The sequence below is a fragment of the Actinokineospora globicatena genome, assembly GCF_024171945.1.
GTDB classification, from domain to species: Bacteria; Actinomycetota; Actinomycetes; order Mycobacteriales; family Pseudonocardiaceae; genus Actinokineospora; species Actinokineospora globicatena.
Window position 1 is genome coordinate 2165571 of record NZ_JAMTCR010000002.1, and the last position, 22661, is coordinate 2188231.

Below are 22661 nucleotides of genomic sequence, written 5' to 3' on the forward strand. Positions count from 1 at the left end.
CCCCCGGCGTGAACCCGTGGAGTCGAGCATGAGCCGTGAGCAGCAGGTCGTCGAGGCGCTGCGGGCGTCGCTGAAAGAGACCGAGCGGCTGCGCAAGCACAACCGGGAGCTGGTCGCCGCGGCTGGGGAGCCGGTGGCCATCGTGGGGATGGCCTGCCGGTTGCCCGGTGGCGTGACCTCGCCGGAACAGCTGTGGGACCTGGTCGAGCGCGGTGGCGACGGCATCAGCGGGTTCCCCGGCGACCGGGGCTGGGACCTGGTCAGCGAGGTCGACTACGCCAGGGCGGGCGGGTTCGTCGACAGCGCGACCACGTTCGACGCCGGGCTGTTCGGGATCTCGCCCCGGGAAGCGCTGGCGATGGACCCGCAGCAGCGCTTGTTGCTGGAGGCCAGCTGGGAGGCCCTGGAGCGCGCTGGGATCGCGCCGGACTCGTTGCGCGGCAGCGCGACCGGTGTGTACGCGGGCGCGTCCAACTCGGGATACGGCGCCGGGGTCGACCTGCCCGCCGAGGTCGCGGGCCACGCGCTCACCGGCACGGCCAACAGCGTCATCTCCGGGCGGGTCGCCTACGCGCTTGGGCTAGAGGGGCCCGCTGTCACCATCGACACGGCGTGCTCGTCATCGTTGGTGGCACTGCACATGGCGATGCGCGCGTTGCGGGCGGGCGAGTGCTCGATGGCGCTGGTCGGCGGGGTGACCGTCGTGCCGTCGACCGCGGTGTTCGCGGAGTTCGCTCGGCAGAACGGATTGGCCGCTGACGGCCGGTGCAAGTCGTTCGCGGCGGCCGCCGACGGGACCGGGTGGTCCGAGGGCGTCGCCGTGCTGGTCGTCGAGAAGCTGTCGGACGCCATCGCGAACGGGCACGACGTCCTGGCCGTGGTGCGCGGGTCGGCGGTGAACTCCGACGGTGCGTCCAACGGCTTGACGGCGCCGAACGGTCCGTCGCAGCAGCGGGTGATCCGGGCGGCGCTGGAGTCCGCTGGGATCACTCCGTCCGATGTGGACGTCGTGGAGGGGCACGGTACCGGGACGCGGCTGGGAGACCCGATCGAGGCGCAGGCGTTGCTCGCGACCTACGGGAAGGGCCGCGCGGAGCCGTTGTGCTTGGGGTCTCTGAAGTCGAACATCGGCCACACCCAGGCCGCGTCCGGCGCCGCTGGTGTGATCAAGATGGTGATGGCGCTGCGGCACGCGACTCTGCCCAAGACGCTGCACGTCGACGCGCCCACACCGCACGCTGCCTGGGGCCGGGGCGCGGTATCGCTGCTGACCGAGGCGCGGCCGTGGCCCGAGGTGGACCGTCCCCGGCGCGCGGCGGTGTCGTCGTTCGGGATCAGCGGGACCAATGCGCACATCATCCTGGAGTCCTACGCCGCTGAACCCGCTGCTCCAGTCGAGTCCGACCCGGTCGTGGTGCCGTGGGTGCTGTCGGCGCGGAGCGAGGAAGCACTGCGGGCCCAGGCGGTTTCGCTGGCCGAGGTGGATGAGTCCGGTGTGGACATCGGCTGGTCGCTGGCCACTACCCGGGCGATGCTGGACGAGCGGGCGGTTGTGCTCGATGGCCTGGCCGGACTCGGTGCGTTGGCTCGTGGGGAGTCGGCGCCCGGAGTCGTTCGAGGCACGGCGGTCGATGGTGATCTGGCGTTCTTGTTCACCGGCCAGGGGTCTCAGCGGGCGGGCATGGGGCAGGAGCTGCGCATCCACCCGGCGTTCGCTGAGGTCTTCGACGACATCCACGCGCGCCTGCCGTTCGACGACGACGCGATTGACCAGACCGGGAACGCGCAGCTCGCCCTGTTCGCGCTCCAGGTAGCGCTGTTCCGCCTGGTCGAGTCCTGGGGTGTGCGCCCCGATGTGCTGGTCGGCCATTCCATCGGTGAGGTGGCGGCCGCACACGTCGCCGGGATCCTGTCGTTGGACGATGCCTGCACGCTGGTTTCGGCGAGGGCGCGGCTCATGCAGGCGCTCCCGCCTGGTGGGGCGATGCTGGCCGTCGAGATCTCCGAAGCCGACCTGGCTGCTGAGTTCCCCGAGGGCCTTCCGGCAGGCGTTGACCTAGCTGCGGTGAACTCGGATCGTTCACTTGTGGTATCGGGGGATCGTAGGATTGTTGAACGTCTGAATCGTAGGTTTGTTGAACAATCGCGGCGGGTGAAGTCGCTCGCGGTGTCGCACGCGTTCCATTCGCATCTGATGGACGCGATGCTGGGTGAGTTCGAGCAGGTCGCGGGTGGGTTGTCGTTCGGCCAGCCGGTGATTCCGCTGGTGAGCACGTCGACCGGGGACCCGAGCACGCCGGAGTACTGGGTGCGGCAAGTCCGGGGAACGGTGCGGTTCGCGGACGCGGTCGGCAGTTTGGACGAGAGCACGCGATACCTGGAGCTCGGGCCGGACGGGGTGCTGTCCGCCCTGGTGGGCGGCGTGCCCACACTGCGGGCCGGCTATGACGAGACTGCCGCGCTGACTACCGCCATGGCGCGACTGCACGTGATCGGCGTGCCCGTGGACTGGACCGCCGTGCTCCCGCGCGGTCGGCGCGTGCCCCTGCCCGTCTACCCGTTCCAGCGCTCTCACTACTGGCTCGCACCGGCGTCGTCGGCAGCCGCGGTCGACGACTGGCGCTATCGGATCGACTGGACCCCGGTGACACCACGCCCAGCCACGAACCAGGGCTGGCGTGTCATCGGCGACGACCCCACCCTCGCTGACCTGCCCCGGAGCGACACCCCAGCCGCCATCGTCGTGGCGCCTGGTGCTGACGCGGCAACCGTCATCGACCTGCTGCGCACGGCGACCGCCCCGATCTGGGTGCTCACCCGGGGCGCCGTCTCCACCGGTCCCAACGACCCGGTGACCGAACCGGCAGCCGCCCAACTGTGGGGGCTCGGCCAGGTAGCGGCCCTGGAACACCCTGATCGCTGGGGTGGCCTTGTTGACGTGGATGCCAGCCCCGACCTGACCCGACTCGCCGCCGTGCTCACCGGCGACGAGGACCAGGTCGCCCTCCGCGCCAACGGCACCTACGCCCGACGACTCGCCCCTGCGCCCGCCGCCAGCGGAACACCTTGGCGCGCAACGGGAACCGTCCTCATCACCGGCGGGACCGGAGCATTGGGCGGGCACGTCGCCCGGTGGCTCGCGGGTCGGGGTGTGCAGCACCTCGTGCTCACCAGCAGGCGCGGACTCGCGGCTCCCGGTGCCGCTGAGCTTGTCCAGGAGTTGGCAGATCTGGGTGCCAGCGCTGAAGTCATCGCGTGCGATGTCGCCGACCGTGACGCTCTCGCCGCGCTGCTCGACAACCACACCGTCACCGCGGCGTTCCACACCGCTGGCGTCGTCGCGTCGAGCCCGCTCACCGAGACCACAGTGGACGAATTCACCGCCGTCACCCGAGCCAAGGCGGACGGCGCCACTCATCTGCACGAACTGCTGCCCGACGCGCACCTGGTTCTGTTCGGGTCCATCGCGGGCGTGTGGGGCAGTGGCGGTCAGGCCGCCTACGGTGCCGCGAACGCACACCTCGACGCGATCGCTGCGCATCGACGTGCACACGGTAAGGCCGCTACCTGCGTGTCTTGGGGGCCGTGGGCCGGATCGGGCATGCTCACGGACGCCGACGCCGAGGACTACCTGCGCAAACGCGGTCTGACCCCGATGGTGCCCGCTCGGGCCGTCGCCGCCTTGGGCCGCGCGCTGGACGCGGGCGACACGAACGTCACCGTCGTCGACGTCGATGGCCCCCGGTTCGCGGCCGTCTTCACCTCAGGCCGACGGAGCCGACTCCTCCCGTGGTCTACGCCTGAGGTCGCTACCAAGTCCACCTGGGACGAAAGCGGCGCGCTTGACCTGGTGCGCGCCGAGGTCGCCACCGTGCTCGGGTACACCGGGTCCGTCGACGCGAAGAAGTCGTTCAAGGACTTGGGCTTCGACTCGCTGACCGCCGTTGAACTGCGTGATCGGTTGACACAGGTGACCGGTCAACGCCTGCCTGCGTCGTTGGTCTACGACTACCCGACCGCGACCGCCCTGGCCGAACACCTCGGCCGCCAGGCACGTGGCGAGACCGTGCGACTACGCACCGAGGTCGCCACGCGGGTCGACGAACCCATCGCGATCATCGCCATGAGCTGCCGGTTCCCCGGCGGTGTGGACTCGCCAGAGGCGTTGTGGGACCTGGTATCCAGTGGCCGCGAGGTCGTCGACGAGTTCCCCACGGACCGTGGCTGGGATCTCGACGCCCTGCGGTCGAGTTCGCACTCCCTGCGCGGCGCGTTCTTGCGGGGCGCTGCTGAATTCGACGCCGACCTCTTCGGGATCTCGCCGCGTGAGGCCACGGTGCTGGACCCGCAGCAACGACTCCTGCTGGAAGCCACCTGGGAGGTGTTCGAGAGGGCCGGGATCGACCCGTCGTCGCTGCGTGGCGAGCCGGTCGGCGTGTTCGCGGGCACCAACGGGCAGGACTACGCCGGGGTGGCGTTGGCATCAGAGGCGTTGGCGGGCTACTTGTCGACAGGGATCACCGCGAGTGTGCTGTCCGGCCGGATCGCCTACAGCTTCGGGCTTGAAGGCCCGGCGGTCACTGTGGACACGGCCTGCTCATCGTCTCTTGTGGCACTGCACCTGGCCGCGAAGGCGTTGCGGGACGGCGAGTGCTCGATGGCCATCGCCAGTGGCGTGACGATCATGGCGACCCCTGGCGCGTTCGTCGAGTTCACCCACCAGCGGGGACTTGCCGCTGACGGCAGGTGCAAGCCGTTCGCGCAGGCCGCTGACGGAACGTCGTGGGGCGAGGGCGTCGGCGTGCTCTTGGTCGAGCGGCTGTCGGACGCGGTTGCCAACGGTCACCGGGTGCTGGCGGTCGTCCGCGGCTCGGCGGTGAACTCCGATGGTGCGTCCAACGGCTTGACGGCGCCGAACGGGCCCTCGCAGCAGCGGGTCATCTTGTCCGCCTTGTCCGCCGCCGGGCTTGAGCCGTCTGATGTGGACATTGTGGAGGCGCACGGAACGGGCACCGTGCTGGGCGACCCGATCGAAGCGCAGGCGTTGCTGGCCACCTACGGGCAGGGTCGCACGGAGCCGTTGTGGCTGGGCTCGGTGAAGTCCAACATCGGGCACACGCAGGCCGCCGCCGGTGTCGCAGGCGTGATCAAGATGGTGCAGGCCATGCGGCACGGGGTGCTGCCGCGCTCGCTGCACATCGACGCGCCGACGTCGCATGTGGACTGGTCAGCCGGGTCGGTGTCGCTGCTCACGGAGTCCAGGCCGTGGACATCGGGCGCGCGCCGGGCGGGAGTTTCGTCGTTCGGGGTGAGCGGGACCAACGCGCACGTGATCTTGGAGTCGGCGCCCGACTTCGAACCTGCTGCTGGGACGGGTGAGACCGCTCCGGCCTGGGTGCTGTCGGCAGGGTCTGTGGCCGGTCTCCGTGACCAGGCCAGCCGGTTGCTGCGGTATCTGACGGTCAACCCCGATGTCGATCGGGACGCGGTCGCGCACACGCTCGTCCACGGGCGGGCCGCGCTCACGCACCGGGCAGTTGTGCAGTCCGGAGACCTTGGGGCATTGACGCGGCTGGCCGAGGGCGGCGACGTCGTTCAGGGCTCGGTGGTCGACGGGAAGCTCGTGTACCTGTTCACCGGCCAGGGTTCGCAGCGGGCGGGGATGGGCCGCGACCTGCGGGTGCACCCGGTGTTCGCGGCAGCGTTCGACGAGGTCGTGGCGCGAGTCCCGTTCTCCGACGAGGCCATCGACCAGACCGGCAACGCCCAGGTCGCGCTGTTCGCCCTGCAAGTCGCCCTCTTCCGGCTGCTCGAGTCCCGTGGCGTCCGGCCCGATGTGCTCGTGGGCCATTCCATCGGCGAGGTCGCGGCCGCGCACGTCGCGGGGATCCTGTCCCTGGACGACGCGTGCACCCTGGTGGCGGCCCGCGCTCGCCTCATGCAGGCGCTCCCGGCTGGTGGGGCGATGCTGGCGGTCGAGATCTCCGAGGCCGAGTTGGGTGTCGCCTTCCCGGGTGGACTTCCCGACGGGGTGGACCTCGCGGCGGTGAACTCGGATCGTTCACTTGTAGTATCGGGAGATCGTAGGATTGTTGAACTGTTGGAACGTGGGTTTGTTGAACAATCGCGGCGGGTGAAGTCGCTGGCGGTGTCGCACGCGTTCCACTCGTACTTGATGGACCCGATGCTGGACGAGTTCGCGCAGGTCGTGCGGGGTCTGTCGTGCAACCAGCCGCAGATGCCGGTGGTGAGCACGTCGATCGGAGATCCGAGCACGCCGGAGTATTGGGTGCGGCAGGTCCGGGAGACGGTGCGGTTCCACGACGCGGTCAGCGGACTCGGCGATGTGGGCGCGTTCGTGGAACTGGGGCCGGATGGGGTGCTGACCGCGCTCGTCCAGCAGAGCGTCGACGCGGTCGCGGTGCCGGTCCTGCGGGCGGGCAAGTCCGAACTGGACACTGTAGACCGGGCGTTGGCCACCCTCTTCACCTGCGGCGTTCCGGTGCACTGGCCGACTCGCGGACCTGGCGCGGATCTACCCACCTACGCCTTCCAACGTCGCCACTTCTGGGCCAAGCCCAAGCCCGCCCTCACCGGCGTGCACCCGGCGAACCACCCGCTGCTCTCCGGATCGACTCCCCTTGGCGACGGCGGCCACCTGTTCACCGGCACGCTCCCCGCCGAAGGCTGGCTGGCCGACCACGTTGTCCACGGCACGGTCGTGCTCGCCGGAACCGCCCTCGTCGAACTCGCTCTGCACGCCGGAGCGACCACAGGGACTCCGCGTGTGGACGAACTCACCATCGAGGTCCCGCTCAGTCTCCCTGCGGACATCCAGCTCGCTGTCGCCGCTCCTGAGGCCGATGGCACGCGCGCGTTCGCGATCCACTCCGGCAGCGGCAACGCCTGGACCCGCCACGCATCGGGCCTGCTCAGTGCCACGCCTAGCCAACCGGATCTACTACTGGTGACCAATGGTCACCCGGTCTCGCTGGACGACCTCTATCCCGCGCTGGCAGTTGCTGGACTCGACTACGGCCCCGCTTTCCAAGGCCTCCACGCGGCTGAGCGCACTGCCGATGGCGTGATCGCCGAGGTCAGCGGCCCAGTTGACATCGCAGGGTTCGCTGTTCACCCCGCGCTTTTGGACGCGGCACTGCACGCCTTGGCGCTCGACAGCGACGGCGCCCAAGCCCAGGTCCCGTTCGCGTGGACTGGCGTCGCGCTGCACGGCACTGGCGCTGACCGCCTGAGGGTCTACCTCACTCGCATCGCTGCTGATGCGGTGCGGGTCGTCGTCACCGATGCTGAAGGTGCGCTGGTCGCCAGCGTCGACTCGTTGACGTTGCGCACCGCGGCCGGGCCTGCTGTGAATGACTCCTTGTTCACAGTGGACTGGACGGCCATCGGTACGCCTGCGTACGCCGAAGTTCGCGACGTCGTTGTACCCGTGCCCACTACCGTCGAGGACACGCTGGCGTTGGTGCAGGCCTGGATCAGGCACAACCCCGATCCGCGATTGGTGCTGGTCAGCTCTGGTGCTGTGGCGGCGGTGCCCGGGGACGACATCACGGACCTGGCTGCCGCGGCGTCATGGGGGCTAGTGCGTTCGGCCCAATCCGAACACCCCGGCCGCTTTGTCCTCGTCGACGCTCCGGAAAGCGCTGATCTCGCAGGAGCGCTGGCGCTCGACGAACCGCAACTGGCCATCCGGGACGGCAAGGCCCTCGCACCACGGCTGGTCCGGGCTCAACCTGGCATCGCGCTGCCTGATGAGCCGTGGCGGTTGGATGTCACGACCGGCGGCACCTTGGAGAACCTGACCGCACTATCCACTCCGGATCGGCCACTGGAGCCAGGTGAGGTTCGGGTCGAGGTTCGCGCGGCGGGCATCAACTTCCGCGACGTGCTCATCGCGCTGGGCACCTATCCCGAGCAAGCGGTGATGGGGTCCGAGGGTGCAGGCGTGATCGTCGAGGTCGGCGCGGATGTCGTTGACCTGGCTGCGGGCGACCGGGTGTTCGGGCTGTTCGCGGGCGGGTTCGGGCCGCGCACTGTGGTGGACCGGCGGCTCGTCGCGCCGATGCCGGAGGCCTGGTCGTTCACCGAGGCCGCCGCCGTGCCGATGGCGTTCTTGACCGCGTACTACGCCCTCGTGGACCTCGCGGGCCTGCGGTCAGGCGAGCACATCCTCGTGCACGCGGCGGCGGGCGGTGTCGGCATGGCCGCCACCCAGATCGCCCGGCACCTCGGCGCGCGGGTGTCCGGGACGGCGAGCCCCGCCAAGTGGTCGGCGACCGGACTGGCGGACGAGAACCTGGCGTCGTCGCGCGATCTCGCGTTCGTCGAGAAGTTCAGCGGGCTCGACGTCGTGCTGAACTCGTTGGCGGGCGAGTACATCGACGCCTCGGTCCGGCTGCTCGGTCCGGGCGGTCGGTTCATCGAGATGGGCAAGGCTGACCTGCGTGAACCCGGCGACTTCCCGGATCTGACCTACCGCGCGTTCGACCTCAGCGAGGCCGGGCACGATCGACTGCAGGCGATGCTGCTGGAGTTGATCGACCTCTTCGGACAGGGTGCGCTGCGCCTGCTGCCGACCAGGGCGTGGGACATCCGTGACGCTCGTGCGGCCTTCCGGCACCTAGGGCAGGGGCGGCATGTCGGCAAGAACGTCTTCACCTTGCCGCGTGCGCTGTCCATTGTGCTCATCACTGGCGGGACCGGCGTCCTCGGGTTGGCTCTGGCTCGTCACCTGGTCGCCAGCGGGGTGCGCAGGTTGGTGCTGGCCTCTCGGAGCGGTCAGGTCAGTGCGGAAATGCTGGCCGAACTCTCCGGCGCTGAGGTGTCTGTTGTCGCCTGTGACGTCAGTGATCCGGCGGCATTGGCCGATGTGGTCGCCACCTATCGGCCCACTGATGCGATCCATGCGGCGGGTGTCGCTGATGACGGGTTGGTCACTGATCTGACGCCTGAGCGCTTGCAGGGCGTCTTCGGTCCGAAGGTCGACGCTGCCCGTGTCCTCGCCGGATTTGACCTGGACTCGGTGACGTTCTACTCGTCTGCTTCCGCGACCTTTGGTACGCCAGGCCAGGCCAACTACTCGGCAGCGAACGCATATCTGGACGCTCTTGCCCACCAGCTTCGCGCCCAGGGCAAGAACGCAGTGTCGCTGGCGTGGGGTCTGTGGGAGGAAGCCAGCGGTATCACCGCGAGCCTGACCGCTGCAGACCGCGAGCGACTCGGGACTGCGCTATCCACTGAGGACGGTCTTGCACTGTTTGATCGCTCCCGAACGTTCCCGCAGGCCCATCTTCTCCCGATGCGGATCGACGCTCGGTCGAACCACACGCTGCTTCGAGGGTTGACAGCCGCTCCACGGCGAGCGAAGGCCGTGTCGTTGACGGCCGACAACGCTCTCGACCTCGTGCGGGAGCACGTGGCCGCGGTGCTGGGGCACGCTTCCGCTGACGCTGTTGACCCGCGTCGGGCGTTCCGTGATCTCGGGTTCGACTCTCTCACCTCGGTGGAGCTGCGCAACCGGCTCAACGCGGCCACCGGGCTCCGCCTGCCGCCGACGGTGGTGTTCGACCACCCGACCCCGACGGCCCTGGCCGCGCTGATCTCGGAGACGCGACCCGCTGTCAAGAAGGCGGTCGTGCGGGCCGAGACGGGCGCGGACGACATCGTGATCGTCGGCATGGCCTGCCGGTTCCCAGGTGATGTGGGCTCACCCGAAGAGCTGTGGGACCTGGTGGTGTCCGGTGTGGACGCGATCGGCGAGTTCCCCCGAGACCGCGGCTGGGACCTCGACGCGCTGTACGACCCTGACCCGGAGCGGCTAGGCACCACGTACACCCGGTCTGGCGGCTTCGTCAGCACGGCGACTGAGTTCGACGCGAGCCTGTTCGGGATCTCGCCGCGTGAGGCGGCCGCGATGGATCCGCAGCAACGGTTGTTGCTGGAGACGACATGGGAAGCCTTTGAGCGGGCCGGGATCGACCCGATGTCGTTGCGAGGAAGTCGGTCAGGCGTGTTCATGGGTGTCGCGACCTCGCTGTATGGATTGGACAGTGGGCCGTCCGAGGGGCATTCGCTCACCGGGATCGCCACCAGCGTTGCCTCAGGTCGACTCGCCTACACGTTCGGCCTCGAAGGCCCAACGCTGACTGTGGACACGGCGTGCTCCAGCAGCCTGGTCGCGCTGCACCTGGCCGTTCAGGCGCTGCGCAACGGTGAGTGCACGCTCGCCCTCGCCGGTGGCGCGACGGTCATGGTAACGCCGGGGATCTTCACCGAGTTCAGCAGGCAGAAGGGGCTGTCGGTCGACGGTCGGTGCCGGTCCTTCGCGGCCGAGGCCGACGGCACCGGCTGGGGCGAGGGTGTCGGCATCCTCGTGGTCGAGCGGCGGTCAGACGCGATCGCCAACGGGCACGAGATCCTGGCGGTCGTCCGGGGGTCGGCTGTCAACTCTGACGGCGCGTCCAACGGGCTGACCGCGCCGAACGGGCCGTCGCAGCGGAGGGTGATCGAGGCGGCACTCGCGGTCGGCGGACTGGCACCGTCCGATGTGGACCTGGTGGAGGCACACGGTACGGGCACGGTCCTCGGTGACCCCATCGAGGCGCAGGCCCTGCTCGAGACCTACGGTCAGGACCGCATGGAGCCCCTGTGGCTAGGGTCGGTGAAGTCCAACATCGGGCACACCCAGTCGGCGTCCGGTGTGGCGGGCGTGATCAAGGTCGTCGAGGCGCTGCGGCGGGGAATCCTGCCTGGCACGCTCCACGCCAGCCACCCGTCTCCACACGTTGACTGGACGGCTGGGGCGGTGTCGCTGCTGACTGAGTCGCGGCCGTGGCCCGAGGTCGACCGGCCGCGGCGGGCTGGGGTGTCGTCGTTCGGGGTCAGCGGGACCAACGCGCACGTGATCATCGAGCAGGCGGCCGTGGCGGCGGTGGTGGAGCCTGAGCGGGTGGACGCGGTGGTGCCGTGGGTGCTGTCGGCGGCGTCCGACGAGGCCTTGCGTGCCCAGGCTTCGCGGTTGGCGGACAACTCGGCGGATCTCGACCCGGTGGACGTCGGGTTGTCGCTGGTCGGGGGGCGGGCGGACCTTGACCACCGGCTTGTGGTGGTGGGCTCGTCTACGGATGACTTGCGCGCGGCGCTGGAGGTTGCCGAGGGGCGGACCATCACCCGGGGGCGGGTGGCGTTCTTGTTCACCGGGCAGGGGGCGCAGCGGGCGGGCATGGGGCAGGACCTGCGGGTGTTCCCGGTGTTCGCGGCGGCGTTCGACGACATCCGGGCTCGGCTGCCGTACTCGGACGAGGGCATTGACCAGACTGGGAACGCGCAGTTGGCGTTGTTCGCCGTCGAGGTCGCCACGTTCCGGTTGCTGGAGTCGTGGGGGCTGCGGCCTGATGTCCTGATTGGGCATTCGATCGGTGAGGTTGCTGCCGCGCACGTCGCGGGCATTCTGTCGCTGGACGACGCGTGCGCCCTGGTAGCGGCCCGGGCTCGCCTGATGCAGGCGCTGCCGTCGGGTGGGGCGATGCTGGCTGTGGAGATCTCCGAGGCCGAGTTGGCGGTGGAGTTCCCGGATGGCCTGCCGGTCGGGGTGGATTTGGCGGCGGTGAACTCGGATCGTTCACTTGTCCTATCAGGGGATCGTAGGATTGTTGAATTGTTGGAACGTGGGTTTGTTGAACAATCTCGGCGGGTGAAGTCGTTGGCGGTGTCGCACGCGTTCCACTCGCACCTGATGGATCCGATGCTGGATGAGTTCGCGCGGGTCGTTCGGGGGTTGTCGTTCGGCCAGCCGGTGATTCCGGTGGTGAGTACGTCGAGTGGGGATCCGAGCACGCCGGAGTACTGGGTGCGGCAGGTTCGGGAGACGGTGCGGTTCGGTGACGCCGTGCGGGAGTCTCGGGCCACGACGTTCGTGGAGGTCGGGCCCGGCGGGGTGTTGTCCGCGCTGGTGCACCACATCGTGGACGGGGCTGTGACCGCTGCCGCGTTGCTGCCAGACGAGGTGCTTGCCGTGCTGCGGGCCGCTGGGGTGGCGTGGACGCGCGGGGTAGCGGTGGACTGGTCTGCGGTGTTCGGCCAGTGGGAGGGGCGGCGGGTCACGTTGCCGACTTATGCCTTCCAGCGTCGGCGCTATTGGTTGTCGTCGAACAAGCCTGTTGAGCCTACTGAGGACTGGCGCTACCGGGTCGACTGGACGCCGGTCGCCGCGGGCCCTGTCGTAGCAGGCAAGTGGGCGGTGCGGGGTGCCGCCGATGTGGAAGCCGCGCTGCGGTCGGCGGGTGTCACTGTGGTTGACGACGTCGCCGAGGCGGACGGGTTGGTGGTTGAGGCTGAGGCTCCCGCGTTGCTGCGTGTGGTGGCGGAGGCGACCGTTCCGGTGTGGGCCGTGACCCGTGGTGGGGTTGGTGCGGCGGAGGTCTGGGGTGTGGGACGGGTCGCCGCGCTTGAGATGCCGCAAGTGTGGGGCGGGCTCATCGACTTGCCGGAGGGTGTGGACGAGCGGATCGCCGGGGTGTTGGGCGGGGCTGAGGACCAGGTTGTGGTTCGCCCGTCTGGCGTCGTGGCGCGTCGTCTTCGCCGGGCTCCGCTTGGGCAGCGTCGACAGTGGACGGTTAGTGGGCCGGTCCTGGTCACCGGGGGTACCGGGGCGCTTGGGCTCGAGGTGGCGCGCTGGTTGGTCGGTCGTGGCGCGACTGAGCTGATCCTGGTGAGCAGGCGGGGCGGGACCGTTCCTGACCTGGGCGTTCCTGTGCACGTGGAGACTTGTGACATCGCGGATCGGGACGCGGTGGCTGACCTGCTGGCGCGGTACCCGGTCTCCATCGTGGTCCATGCGGCGGGGGTCGACACGCGGACGCCGCTCATCAGCGCTGATCCGGTCGCCTACGCCGAGGTGACGCGCGCCAAGGTCCTCGGGGCGCGCCACCTGCACGAGCTCGCTCCGGACGCCCACCTGATCTTCTTCTCCTCCATCGCGGGCGTGTGGGGCAGCAGCGGCCAATCCGCCTACGCCGCCGGGAACGCGTACCTGGACGCCCTCGCGGAGCACCGAGCTGGCTCCGGCCAACGCGCCACCTCGATTGCCTGGGGCCCCTGGTCAGCAGGTATGGCCACCGGCCCCACCGCCGACTACCTCCGCAGGCGCGGCCTCACCCCCCTACCCCCGTCCCGCGCCCTCTCCGCCCTCGCCGACGCCCTAGACCACGGCGACACCACCATCACCATCGCCAACATCGACTGGACCCGCTTCCTCCCCACCTTCACCTCATCCCGCCCCAGCCCCCTCCTCACCGACTTCCTCCCCGCCGACGCTGCTCCCGCCGCCACCTCCTGGGCATCAACAACCTCCGCCCTACCCACCCATGAACGCGCCGCAACCGTCCTGGCCTTGGTGCGCCACCACGCCGCCGCTTCCCTTGGTCACTCCGACTCGGCCGCAGTTGATCCGGAGAAGCCGTTCAAGGATCTGGGCTTCGACTCCCTCACCGCTGTTGACCTGCGCAATCGCCTGGTTGCAGCCACTGCCCTGGCCATCCCCGCCACTGCTGTCTTCGATCACCCCACCGCGCAGGCCTTTACCGACCATGTGCTCGCTCTGCTTGCTGATGGCGAGCCGGAGCGTGTGGTGGCGGTGCGGGATCGGGATGCGGATGACCCGGTGGTGATTGTGGGGATGGCGTGTCGATATCCGGGTGGGGTGGAGTCGCCGGAGGGGTTGTGGGAGTTGGTGGTGGGTGAGGGGGATGCGATTGGGGAGTTCCCCGGGGATCGGGGGTGGGATCTGGAGGCCGACGTCAAGTACGCGCGGCGGGGTGGGTTTGTGGAGACCGCTACCCGGTTCGACGCTGATCTGTTCGCCATCTCGCCGCGGGAGGCGTTGGCGATGGATCCGCAGCAGCGGCTCGTGCTGGAGACGGCGTGGGAGGCGTTCGAGCGCGCCGGGGTGGATCCGTTGTCGCTCAGGGGATCGGCCACCGGCGTGTTCGTCGGGGCGTCGAACTCCGGGTACGGGACGGGGGCGGAGCTGCCGTCGGAAATCGAGGGCCACTTCCTCACCGGCACCGCGAACAGCGTGATGTCCGGCCGGATCGCCTACACCCTCGGACTCGAAGGCCCAGCGGTCACTGTGGACACTGCGTGCTCTAGCAGTCTCGTGGCGCTGCACTGGGCCACCAAGGCCTTGCGCGACGGCGAATGCGACCTCGCGCTAGCTGGTGGTGTCACGGTCATCCCCTCACCCGCGGTCTTCGCCGAGTTCGCCACCCAGGGCGGGCTGGCGGCCGACGGGCGCTGCAAGGCCTTCGCGGCCGGAGCCGATGGAACGGGCTGGTCGGAAGGCGTCGGCGTCTTGGTCGTCGAGCGGCTGTCGGACGCGCTGCGCAACGGGCACCGCGTGCTGGCCGTGGTGCGCGGCTCGGCGGTCAACTCCGACGGAGCGTCAAACGGTCTCACCGCACCCAACGGCCCGTCGCAGCAGCGGGTGATCCGCGCCGCGCTGGCCTCCGGTGGCCTCGCTGAGTCTGATGTGGACGTAGTCGAAGGCCACGGCACGGGCACCCGACTCGGCGACCCGATCGAGGCCGAGGCGCTGCTGGCGACTTACGGGCGAGGCCGCACCGAGCCGCTCTGGCTGGGCTCGCTGAAGTCGAACATCGGGCACGCGCAGGCCGCGTCCGGCGTCGGTGGCGTGATCAAGATGGTGCTCGCGCTGCGGGCCGGGATCCTGCCGCGCTCACTGCACGTCGACGCGCCATCCCCGCACGTGGCCTGGGAATCCGGCGCGGTGGCACTGCTGACCGAGGCCCGGCCGTGGCCCGAGGTGGACCGGCCCCGGCGCGCCGCTGTGTCGTCGTTCGGGGTGAGCGGGACGAACGCGCACACGATCCTCGAGCAATATCTGGCGGCGGAACCCGTTGCCAGTGAGGACAATTCGACCCTTCCATGGGTGATCTCCGGTCGTAGTGCCGCAGCGTTGCGAGCGCAAGCCCAGCGGCTCAGGGACTTTGCCGGAGAGCAGCCGGTCGCGGCGGTGGCCAGGGCGCTCGTGACAAGCCGTGCGGATCTATCACACCGTGCGGTGGTCACGAACGAAGCAGCACTGGAAGCGCTTATCGCCGACCGTCCGGCGCCGGGATTGGTGCGAAGCGTCGCCGGGGATGGACGCGTCGCGTTCCTGTTCACCGGTCAGGGTTCGCAGCGGGCCGGAATGGGGCGCGAACTGCACGCGGCCTACCCGATGTTCGCGGCGGCGTTCGACGCGGTGTGCGCGCGGGTCGACCTGGACCGACCGCTCGCCGACGTCGTGTTCGGTGATGGCGCGTCGCTCGATCAGACGGCTTATGCCCAAGCCGGTCTGTTCGCGCTGCAGGTCGCGCTGTTCCGGTTGGTGGAGTCGTGGGGCGTGCGGCCCGACCACCTTGTCGGACATTCGATCGGCGAGCTGGCCGCCGCCCACGTCGCCGGGGTGCTGTCGCTGGACGACGCTTGTGTCCTGCTCACCGCCCGGGCTCGGCTCATGCAGGCCCTCCCCGCCGGCGGGGCGATGCTGGCGGTGGAGGCTTCCGAGGCTGAGCTGGCGGGACAGCTCCCTGACGGCGTCGACCTGGCGGCGGTGAACTCGGATCGTTCGACTGTCCTATCTGGAAGTGTATCAGCGATAGAGTTGTTGAGCAGCAAGCTCATCGAGCAGGGAATTCGGGTCAAGAGGCTGACGGTCTCCCATGCGTTCCACTCGCACCTGGTGGACCCGATGCTTGGCGAGTTCGCCCGGGTGGTGGAGACGCTGGAGTTTCGGCGGCCGGAGATCCCGCTCGCGCTGACCTCGGTGGGTGATATCGCCACGCCGGAGTACTGGGTGCGGCAGGTCCGCGAGACCGTGCGGTTCGCCGACGCGGTGCGGACGGTCGATGCCGACACCTGGTTGGAACTTGGTCCCGACGGCGTGCTGGCGGCGCTGGTTCAGAAGACCGTGACAGCAACAGCCGTCCCTGTTCTACGTGGTGGGCGCGAAGAAGTTGAGTCCACTATGGAGGCGCTATCGCACCTCCATGTGCGGGGCGTGCGCGTCGACTGGACCGCGATCTTCGGGCGCGGGGTGCCGATCGACCTGCCGACGTACGCGTTCCAGCGCGAACGGTACTGGCTCGAACCGGCCGTCGCCGGGGACGACGGCTTCTGGGCCGCCATCGAGTCTGGTGCGGTTGCGGCCTCCGCTGAGGTTGCTGCAGTACTCCCGGCTCTGACCGCCCTGCGCCGCGATCATCGCGAGCGTTCTACTGTGGACTCGTGGCGCTATCGGATCTCCTGGCGTCCGCTCGATGATTCCCCTGCCGTGGTGACCGGTCGATGGCTGGTGATCACACCCGATGGTGCCGTTCCCGCGGACATCGGCGCCGCATTGGCGAGTGTTGAGATCATTTCAACGACCGTAGACGCACTGCCTGTCGTCGACGGGTTGACTGGCGTGCTGGCCTTGCTCCCGGTCGCGGACGTGCTGCGGGTCGTTCAAGCGGACCTGCCCGCGCCGTTGTGGTGCGTCACCAGGGGTGCGGTCGCGGTCGATGGCGAGGTCGTCGACCCGGTGCAGGCTCGGGTGTGGGGACTCGGTCGGGTGGCCGCGCTGGAGGTCCCCGGTCGTTGGGGTGGTCTGGTTGACGTCCCTGCCGAGCTGAAGGGTCGTGCCGCGCGGCGGTTCGCGGCGGTGCTCGCTGGTGACGAGAGCGAGGTCGCGGTCCGCGCGTCTGGCGTGTTCGCCCGCAGGTTGCGCCGGGCGGCGGTCAGTGCCCGGACGCCGTGGGTGCCTGATGGTCCGGTCTTGGTCACCGGCGGGACGGGTGCGCTGGGTGCCGAGGTGGCGCGGTGGCTGGTCGAGCAGGGGGCGACCGAGCTGGTCCTCGCCAGCCGTCGTGGCCCGGACGCGCCCGGTGCCGCCGAGCTGGTTGCGAGCCTGGACGCCACCGTGCGCATCGTTGCGTGTGACGTCTCCGACCGGGCTGCCGTCGCATCGTTGCTGGCCGAGCACCCGGTTCGAGCCATATTCCACGCCGCTGGCATCGTTGACGACGGAGTGCTCGACGCGCTCAACGAGCCCCGCTTGGACGCAGTATTGCGCGCCAAGTCCGCCCGTTGGCTCGACGAACTGGCCGAGCCCGCGACCACCTTCGTCGTGTTCTCATCGCTGGCCGGGGTGATCGGCAGCGCGGGGCAGGGCAACTACGCCGCCGCGAACGCAGAGTTGGACGCCGTGGTCGAGTCGCGCCGCGCCCGTGGTCTGTCCGGCTTGGCCGTGGCTTGGGGTCCATGGGCGGGCGCGGGCATGGCCGCCGACGTCTCCACCCGCCTGCGCCGCGGCGGCCTGCGCCCCTTGGCTCCGCGCCGTGCGCTGGCCGCCCTGGCCACCGCCCTCGCCGCGGGCGACACCACGGTCACCATCGCCGACGTCGACTGGCCCAACTTCACCTCGAACAGCCCGCTGCTGTCCGACTTCCCCACCCGCCGCGCCGCGACCGAGCCGGTCCGCGACCTGCTGGCCCTGGTCGTCACCCACACCGCCGCCATCCTCGGCCACACCACCATCGACCCCGACCGCGCCTTCCGCGACCTCGGCATCGACTCGCTCACGGCCCTCGAACTCCGCAACTCCCTGGCCGCCGCCCTCACACACCCACTACCCGCAAGCCTGGTCTTCGACCACCCCACCCCCGCCGATGTGGCCGTCCACCTGCGGACCCTGGTTATCCACAACCCCTCGAGCCATCCACAGGGTCCCGCCGCACCCCCTGCCGACCCCGCAGTCCCGGTAGACTGGACCAGGGCCGCCCCCCGGAGTGGGTGGGGGCTGCCGTCGCGGGCGGGCGCGCGCGAGCCGGGTGTGGACGACCTCGGCAAGTCGCCTGATGAGGTGAACTCCGGTCAGGTCGACGCAGCGTCGTTGAATGGCGTCGGCTGGCCTGAAGGTGGCGCGATTCCCAGTGGGCAGGGTGCTGACACGGCCATGGGAGAGCGGAATGCGGCCAGCGCGGACCTTGCCGCGTTTGGGCAGGTGGGGGAGCTTGAGGGCGGTGCTGGCGTGCCCCTGACCCAGCGCGATGGCGGCTCGCCTACGACTGGTTCGACCAGCGCTGGCTTGGGTGTGGGCGAGGGCGGTGCTGGCGGGCACGTAATGGGCCTGTCTGGGGGTGGGCGCGGTGCCGGCGTGCCTGTGGCTCAGCGGGATGGCGGTTCGCCGACGGCTCGCCCCGCTGGGGATGGGGGTAGTTGGCGGGAGGGGGTTGATGAGGGGTCTGTGGTGATTGTGGGGATGGCTTGTCGGTTGCCGGGGGGTGCTGAGGGGCCTGAGGGGTTGTGGCGGGTTGTTCGGGATGGCGTTGACGGCGTGGGGGCGTTCCCGGGGGATCGGGGGTGGGATTTGGGGCGGTTGTTTGATGATGATCCGGAGCGGGTGGGGACTTCTTATGCTCGGGTGGGTGGGTTCTTGGACACCGCCACGGGGTTTGACGCGGGGTTGTTCGGGATCTCGCCGCGGGAGGCTGTGGGGATGGATCCGCAGCAGCGGTTGATGTTGGAGGCGTCGTGGGCGGCGCTTGAGGACGCTGGGCTAGATCCGAAGGGGCTCAAGGGAAGTCGCACGGGGGTGTTCGCGGGGACGAACGGGCAGGACTACCCGGCGTTGCTCGTCGGGCGGTCGGATCTGGAAGGGCACGTCGGCACCGGGAACGCGGCGAGTGTCCTCTCGGGACGGATCGCCTACACCTTCGGGCTGGAAGGGCCCGCGCTCACGGTGGACACGGCGTGCTCCAGCAGCCTGGTGGCGTTGCACCTCGCGGCCAAGGCGCTCAAGGGCGGCGAGTGCGACATGGCGCTGGCCGGTGGCGTCACGATCATGTCGACGCCGGGAGCCTTCATCGAGTTCAGCAGGCAACGCGGACTCGCCCCGGACGGTCGCTGCAAGGCGTTCGCGGCAGGTGCGGACGGCACCGGCTGGGGTGAAGGCGTCGGCGTCCTCGTAGTGATGCGCCTCGGTGACGCCCTGCGCGACGGGCGTCGGATCCTGGCGGTGGTCCGTGGCACGGCCGTCAACCAGGACGGGGCGTCGAACGGCCTCACCGCGCCGAACGGTCCCGCGCAGCAACGAGTCATCACGGCCGCGCTCGCCGACGCCCACCTCATTCCGTCCGATGTGGACGCGGTGGAAGCGCACGGCACCGGCACCTCCCTCGGCGACCCGATCGAGGCCCAAGCGCTGCTCAACACCTACGGCCAAGACCGCGCCACCCCGCTGTGGATCGGCTCGGTCAAGTCCAACATCGGCCACACGCAAGCGGCGGCAGGCGTGGCGGGCATCATCAAGATGGTCATGGCCATGCGCCACGGCGAACTCCCGCGCACCCTGCACGTGGACGAACCCAGCACCCGGGTCGACTGGACCACCGGCTCCGTAGCGCTCCTCACCGACTCCCAAGCCTGGCCCGCCGACCGGCCGCGCCGCGCGGGGATCTCGTCGTTCGGCGTCAGCGGCACCAACGCGCACGTCATCCTCGAGGACTTCCCGACCCCGCCGACGATCCAGATCGAACTCGACGAGCCGACGCCGTTCGTCCTCTCGGCCGCAACCCCGCAAGCCCTCCGCGGCCAGGCACAAGCCCTGCTGGACGTCCGACCGACCGTGGACGTCGCCGCGTCGTTGCTGGACCGGGCACTGCTGCCGCACCGAGCCGTCGTCATCGCCGCCGACGCCCAGGAGTTCACCGAAGGCCTCCAGACAGCGCAGGATGGTCTGGCTGAGCGGGGCAAGCTCGCGATCCTGTTCACCGGGCAAGGCGCGCAGCGGGCTCGCATGGGCCGTGAGCTGCGGGTCTACCCCGTGTTCGCCCGCGCGTTCGACGACGTCCGCGAGCGGCTCCCGTTCGACGACGACAACATCGACGACACCGTGCACGCCCAAGCCGCGATCTTCGCCCTGGAAGTCGCGCTGTACCGGCTGGTCGAGTCGTGGGGGATCACGCCGGATGTCCTGATCGGACACTCCATCGGCGAGGTGGCGGCCGCGCACGTCAATGGAATCCTGACGCTCCAGGACGCCTGTACGTTGGTCGCGGCCCGAGGTCGCCTGATGCAGGCCCTCCCGACGGGTGGCGCCATGCTCGCCGTCGAAGCCGCACTGGCTGACGTCGACCTGCCTCCAGGAGTCGATCTCGCCGCCGTCAACGGCCCGCAGTCGTTGGTGGTCTCCGGTGACGAAGACGCGATCGACGCCTTGGCTTCGAGGTGGTCAGCCGAGGGACGCCGAGTCAAGCGACTCGTTGTCTCACATGCCTTCCACTCGCACCGAATGGACCCGATGCTGCCCGAGTTCGAGGCGGTGGTCCAAGAACTGGCCATGTCACCGGGCGAGCAGGCGATCATCTCGACCGTCCGCCCAGACGCCGACATGAGCAGCCCCGAGTACTGGGTGCGCCAGGTCCGCGAGCCGGTCCGGTTCGCCGACGCGGTGGCCGAGGCACAACGCCGTGGCGTCACGAGGTTCCTGGAGCTGGGCCCAGACGGCGTGCTGACCGCGTTGGTGGGCACCATCGCGGAGTCGAGCGTCGCCGCCGCGTCACTGCGGGCAGGCAAGGATGAGCGGACCGAGCTGCTGACCGCCATTGGACGCCTGCACGTCGCGGGTGTCGATGTCGACTGGCGACCGCTGCTGGCTGGCGGCAGGCAGGTTCCCTTGCCCATCTACGCCTTCGACCGGCAGCGCTTCTGGCCGCTGGAGGCGAAGCGGTCCCGAACCGACGACCTGACCTACGACATCACGTGGACCCCGATCGCGACCTCGGCCGCCGAACTCAGCGGAACCTGGGCTGTCCTGGGCCAAGACGACCGTGGCATCGCGAAACTCCTGGAAGCACACGGTGCCACAGTCGTCCAGGACGAGATCGACGGCCTCGCCGGGATCGTGTCCCTTATGGACCTGATTGACACCGTCGACCTGCTCAAGCGAGATGGCGCCCCAGTCTGGTGCATGACGACCGGTGCGGTGTCCGTCGATGGAGAGTCGGCGGATCCGGAGCAGGCCCAGTTCTGGGGCCTGGGTCGAGTCGCGGCACTGGAGCGGCCACGCCGCTGGGGTGGCTTGATCGACGGTGACGGACCAGGGTTGATCGCTGCGCTGGCGGGCACCGAGGACCAGGTGGCCGTGCGCGACAACAAGCTCCTGGCCAGGCGCCTGACCAGCGCGAAGTTGTCGCCCACCAGGCAATGGCGTCCCACCGGCCCGGTCCTCATCACAGGCGGCACCGGCGCGCTCGGTACTGAGGTGGCCCGCTGGGTGGTCGCCCGGGGCGCGGACGAACTCGTGCTGGTCAGCCGTAGCGGAGCCGACGCACCCGGCGTAGCCGAACTCGTCGCGAGCCTCGACGCGCAGGTCCGAGTCGTGTCCTGTGACCTGGGAGATCGCGAGGCCGTCCGGCAGTTGCTGCTCGACAACCCGGTGACCACGATCATCCACGCCGCAGGCGTCCCCGGTGTCGCACCGCTGGACCAGCTCGACGCCGACACCATCGCGGACACATTGCGGGCCAAGGCAGTCGGAGCGCAGCACCTCGACGAACTGGCCACAGTGGACACCTTCGTCCTGTTCTCGTCCATCGCAGGCGTGTGGGGCAGCGGAGGCCAGGCCGCCTACGCCGCCGCCAATGCCGCCCTGGACGCGATCGCCCACCGCCGCCGAGCAGCGGGCACACCGGTCACCGCAGTGGCCTGGGGCCCGTGGGCGGGCGCCGGAATGGCCGCCGGTTCCGAGGACTACCTGGGCAAACGCGGCCTCACCGCCTTGGATCCCGCTGACGCACTGGAAGCCTTGGGTGCCGCGTTGGACGCGGAGGTGCCGACCGTGACCGTGGCGGACGTCGACTGGCCCCGGTTCGCGGACTCCTTCCACACCGCCCGCCCCGGGGCGCTGTTCACCGAACTCCTGCCCCAGGTGAGCCCGCGGCCGGTCGAGAGCGACCTGCGGGAACGGCTCGCCGGGCTGTCGGAGGCCGACCGGGACGCGGCACTGTTGACGCTGGTCACCGATGCCGTCGCCGATGTCCTCGGCTACCGCGGCGTCGACCCGAACCGGGCGTTCCGCGACCTCGGCTTCGACTCGCTCACCGCCGTCGAGCTGCGGAGCCGGTTGGCCACCGCCACCGGCCTCGCCCTGCCCGCGTCGCTGGCCTTCGACTACCCGACCTCGGCGGAGCTGGCCAGGCACCTGCGGGCCGAGCTGAGCCCGGCGACCGGGGTCGACGCGCTGCTGGCCGAGCTGGACGCGGTGGAGTCGGCCTTCGCCGGTGCCGCGCCGGACGGGCTGACCCGGATCAAGCTGGCGGTGCGGCTGCGGTCGTTCCTCGCGGGCTGGGACGGGGTCGCGCAGGCCGCGCCCGCCGCCGACCTGGACGCCGCCTCCGATGAGGAATTCCTCTCGCTCATCGACCAGGAACTCGGTCGCTGAACCCGGCGTGTGCCATTGTGGAAACGGGGAAAAGGCGTGCGGTAATTGCACCGCGGCATTTCTCCGGCGCACCCCGGGGTGTCAAGCCCCTAAGGCCTGGTCAGCTAGGGGTGCTAGGGGGTTGTCCGGCCAGGACGGTGCTTCCTAGGGTCTGAGT

At 69.8% G+C, this 22661-nt stretch carries 1 protein-coding gene; it reads left to right on the forward strand.

Features of this window, described 5'->3' with window-relative positions:
• Positions 1–28 precede the first annotated feature (28 nt).
• Positions 29–22504, forward strand: coding sequence for a type I polyketide synthase (locus tag LV79_RS33770; RefSeq protein ID WP_285469407.1), 22476 nt, complete (start codon positions 29–31; stop codon positions 22502–22504).
• Positions 22505–22661 lie beyond the last annotated feature (157 nt).

Excerpts from the sequence above, each read along its gene's own strand:
- LV79_RS33770 (WP_285469407.1), top strand. The coding sequence starts at position 29 with ATGAGCCGTGAGCAGCAGGTCGTCGAGGCGCTGCGGGCGTCGCTGAAA.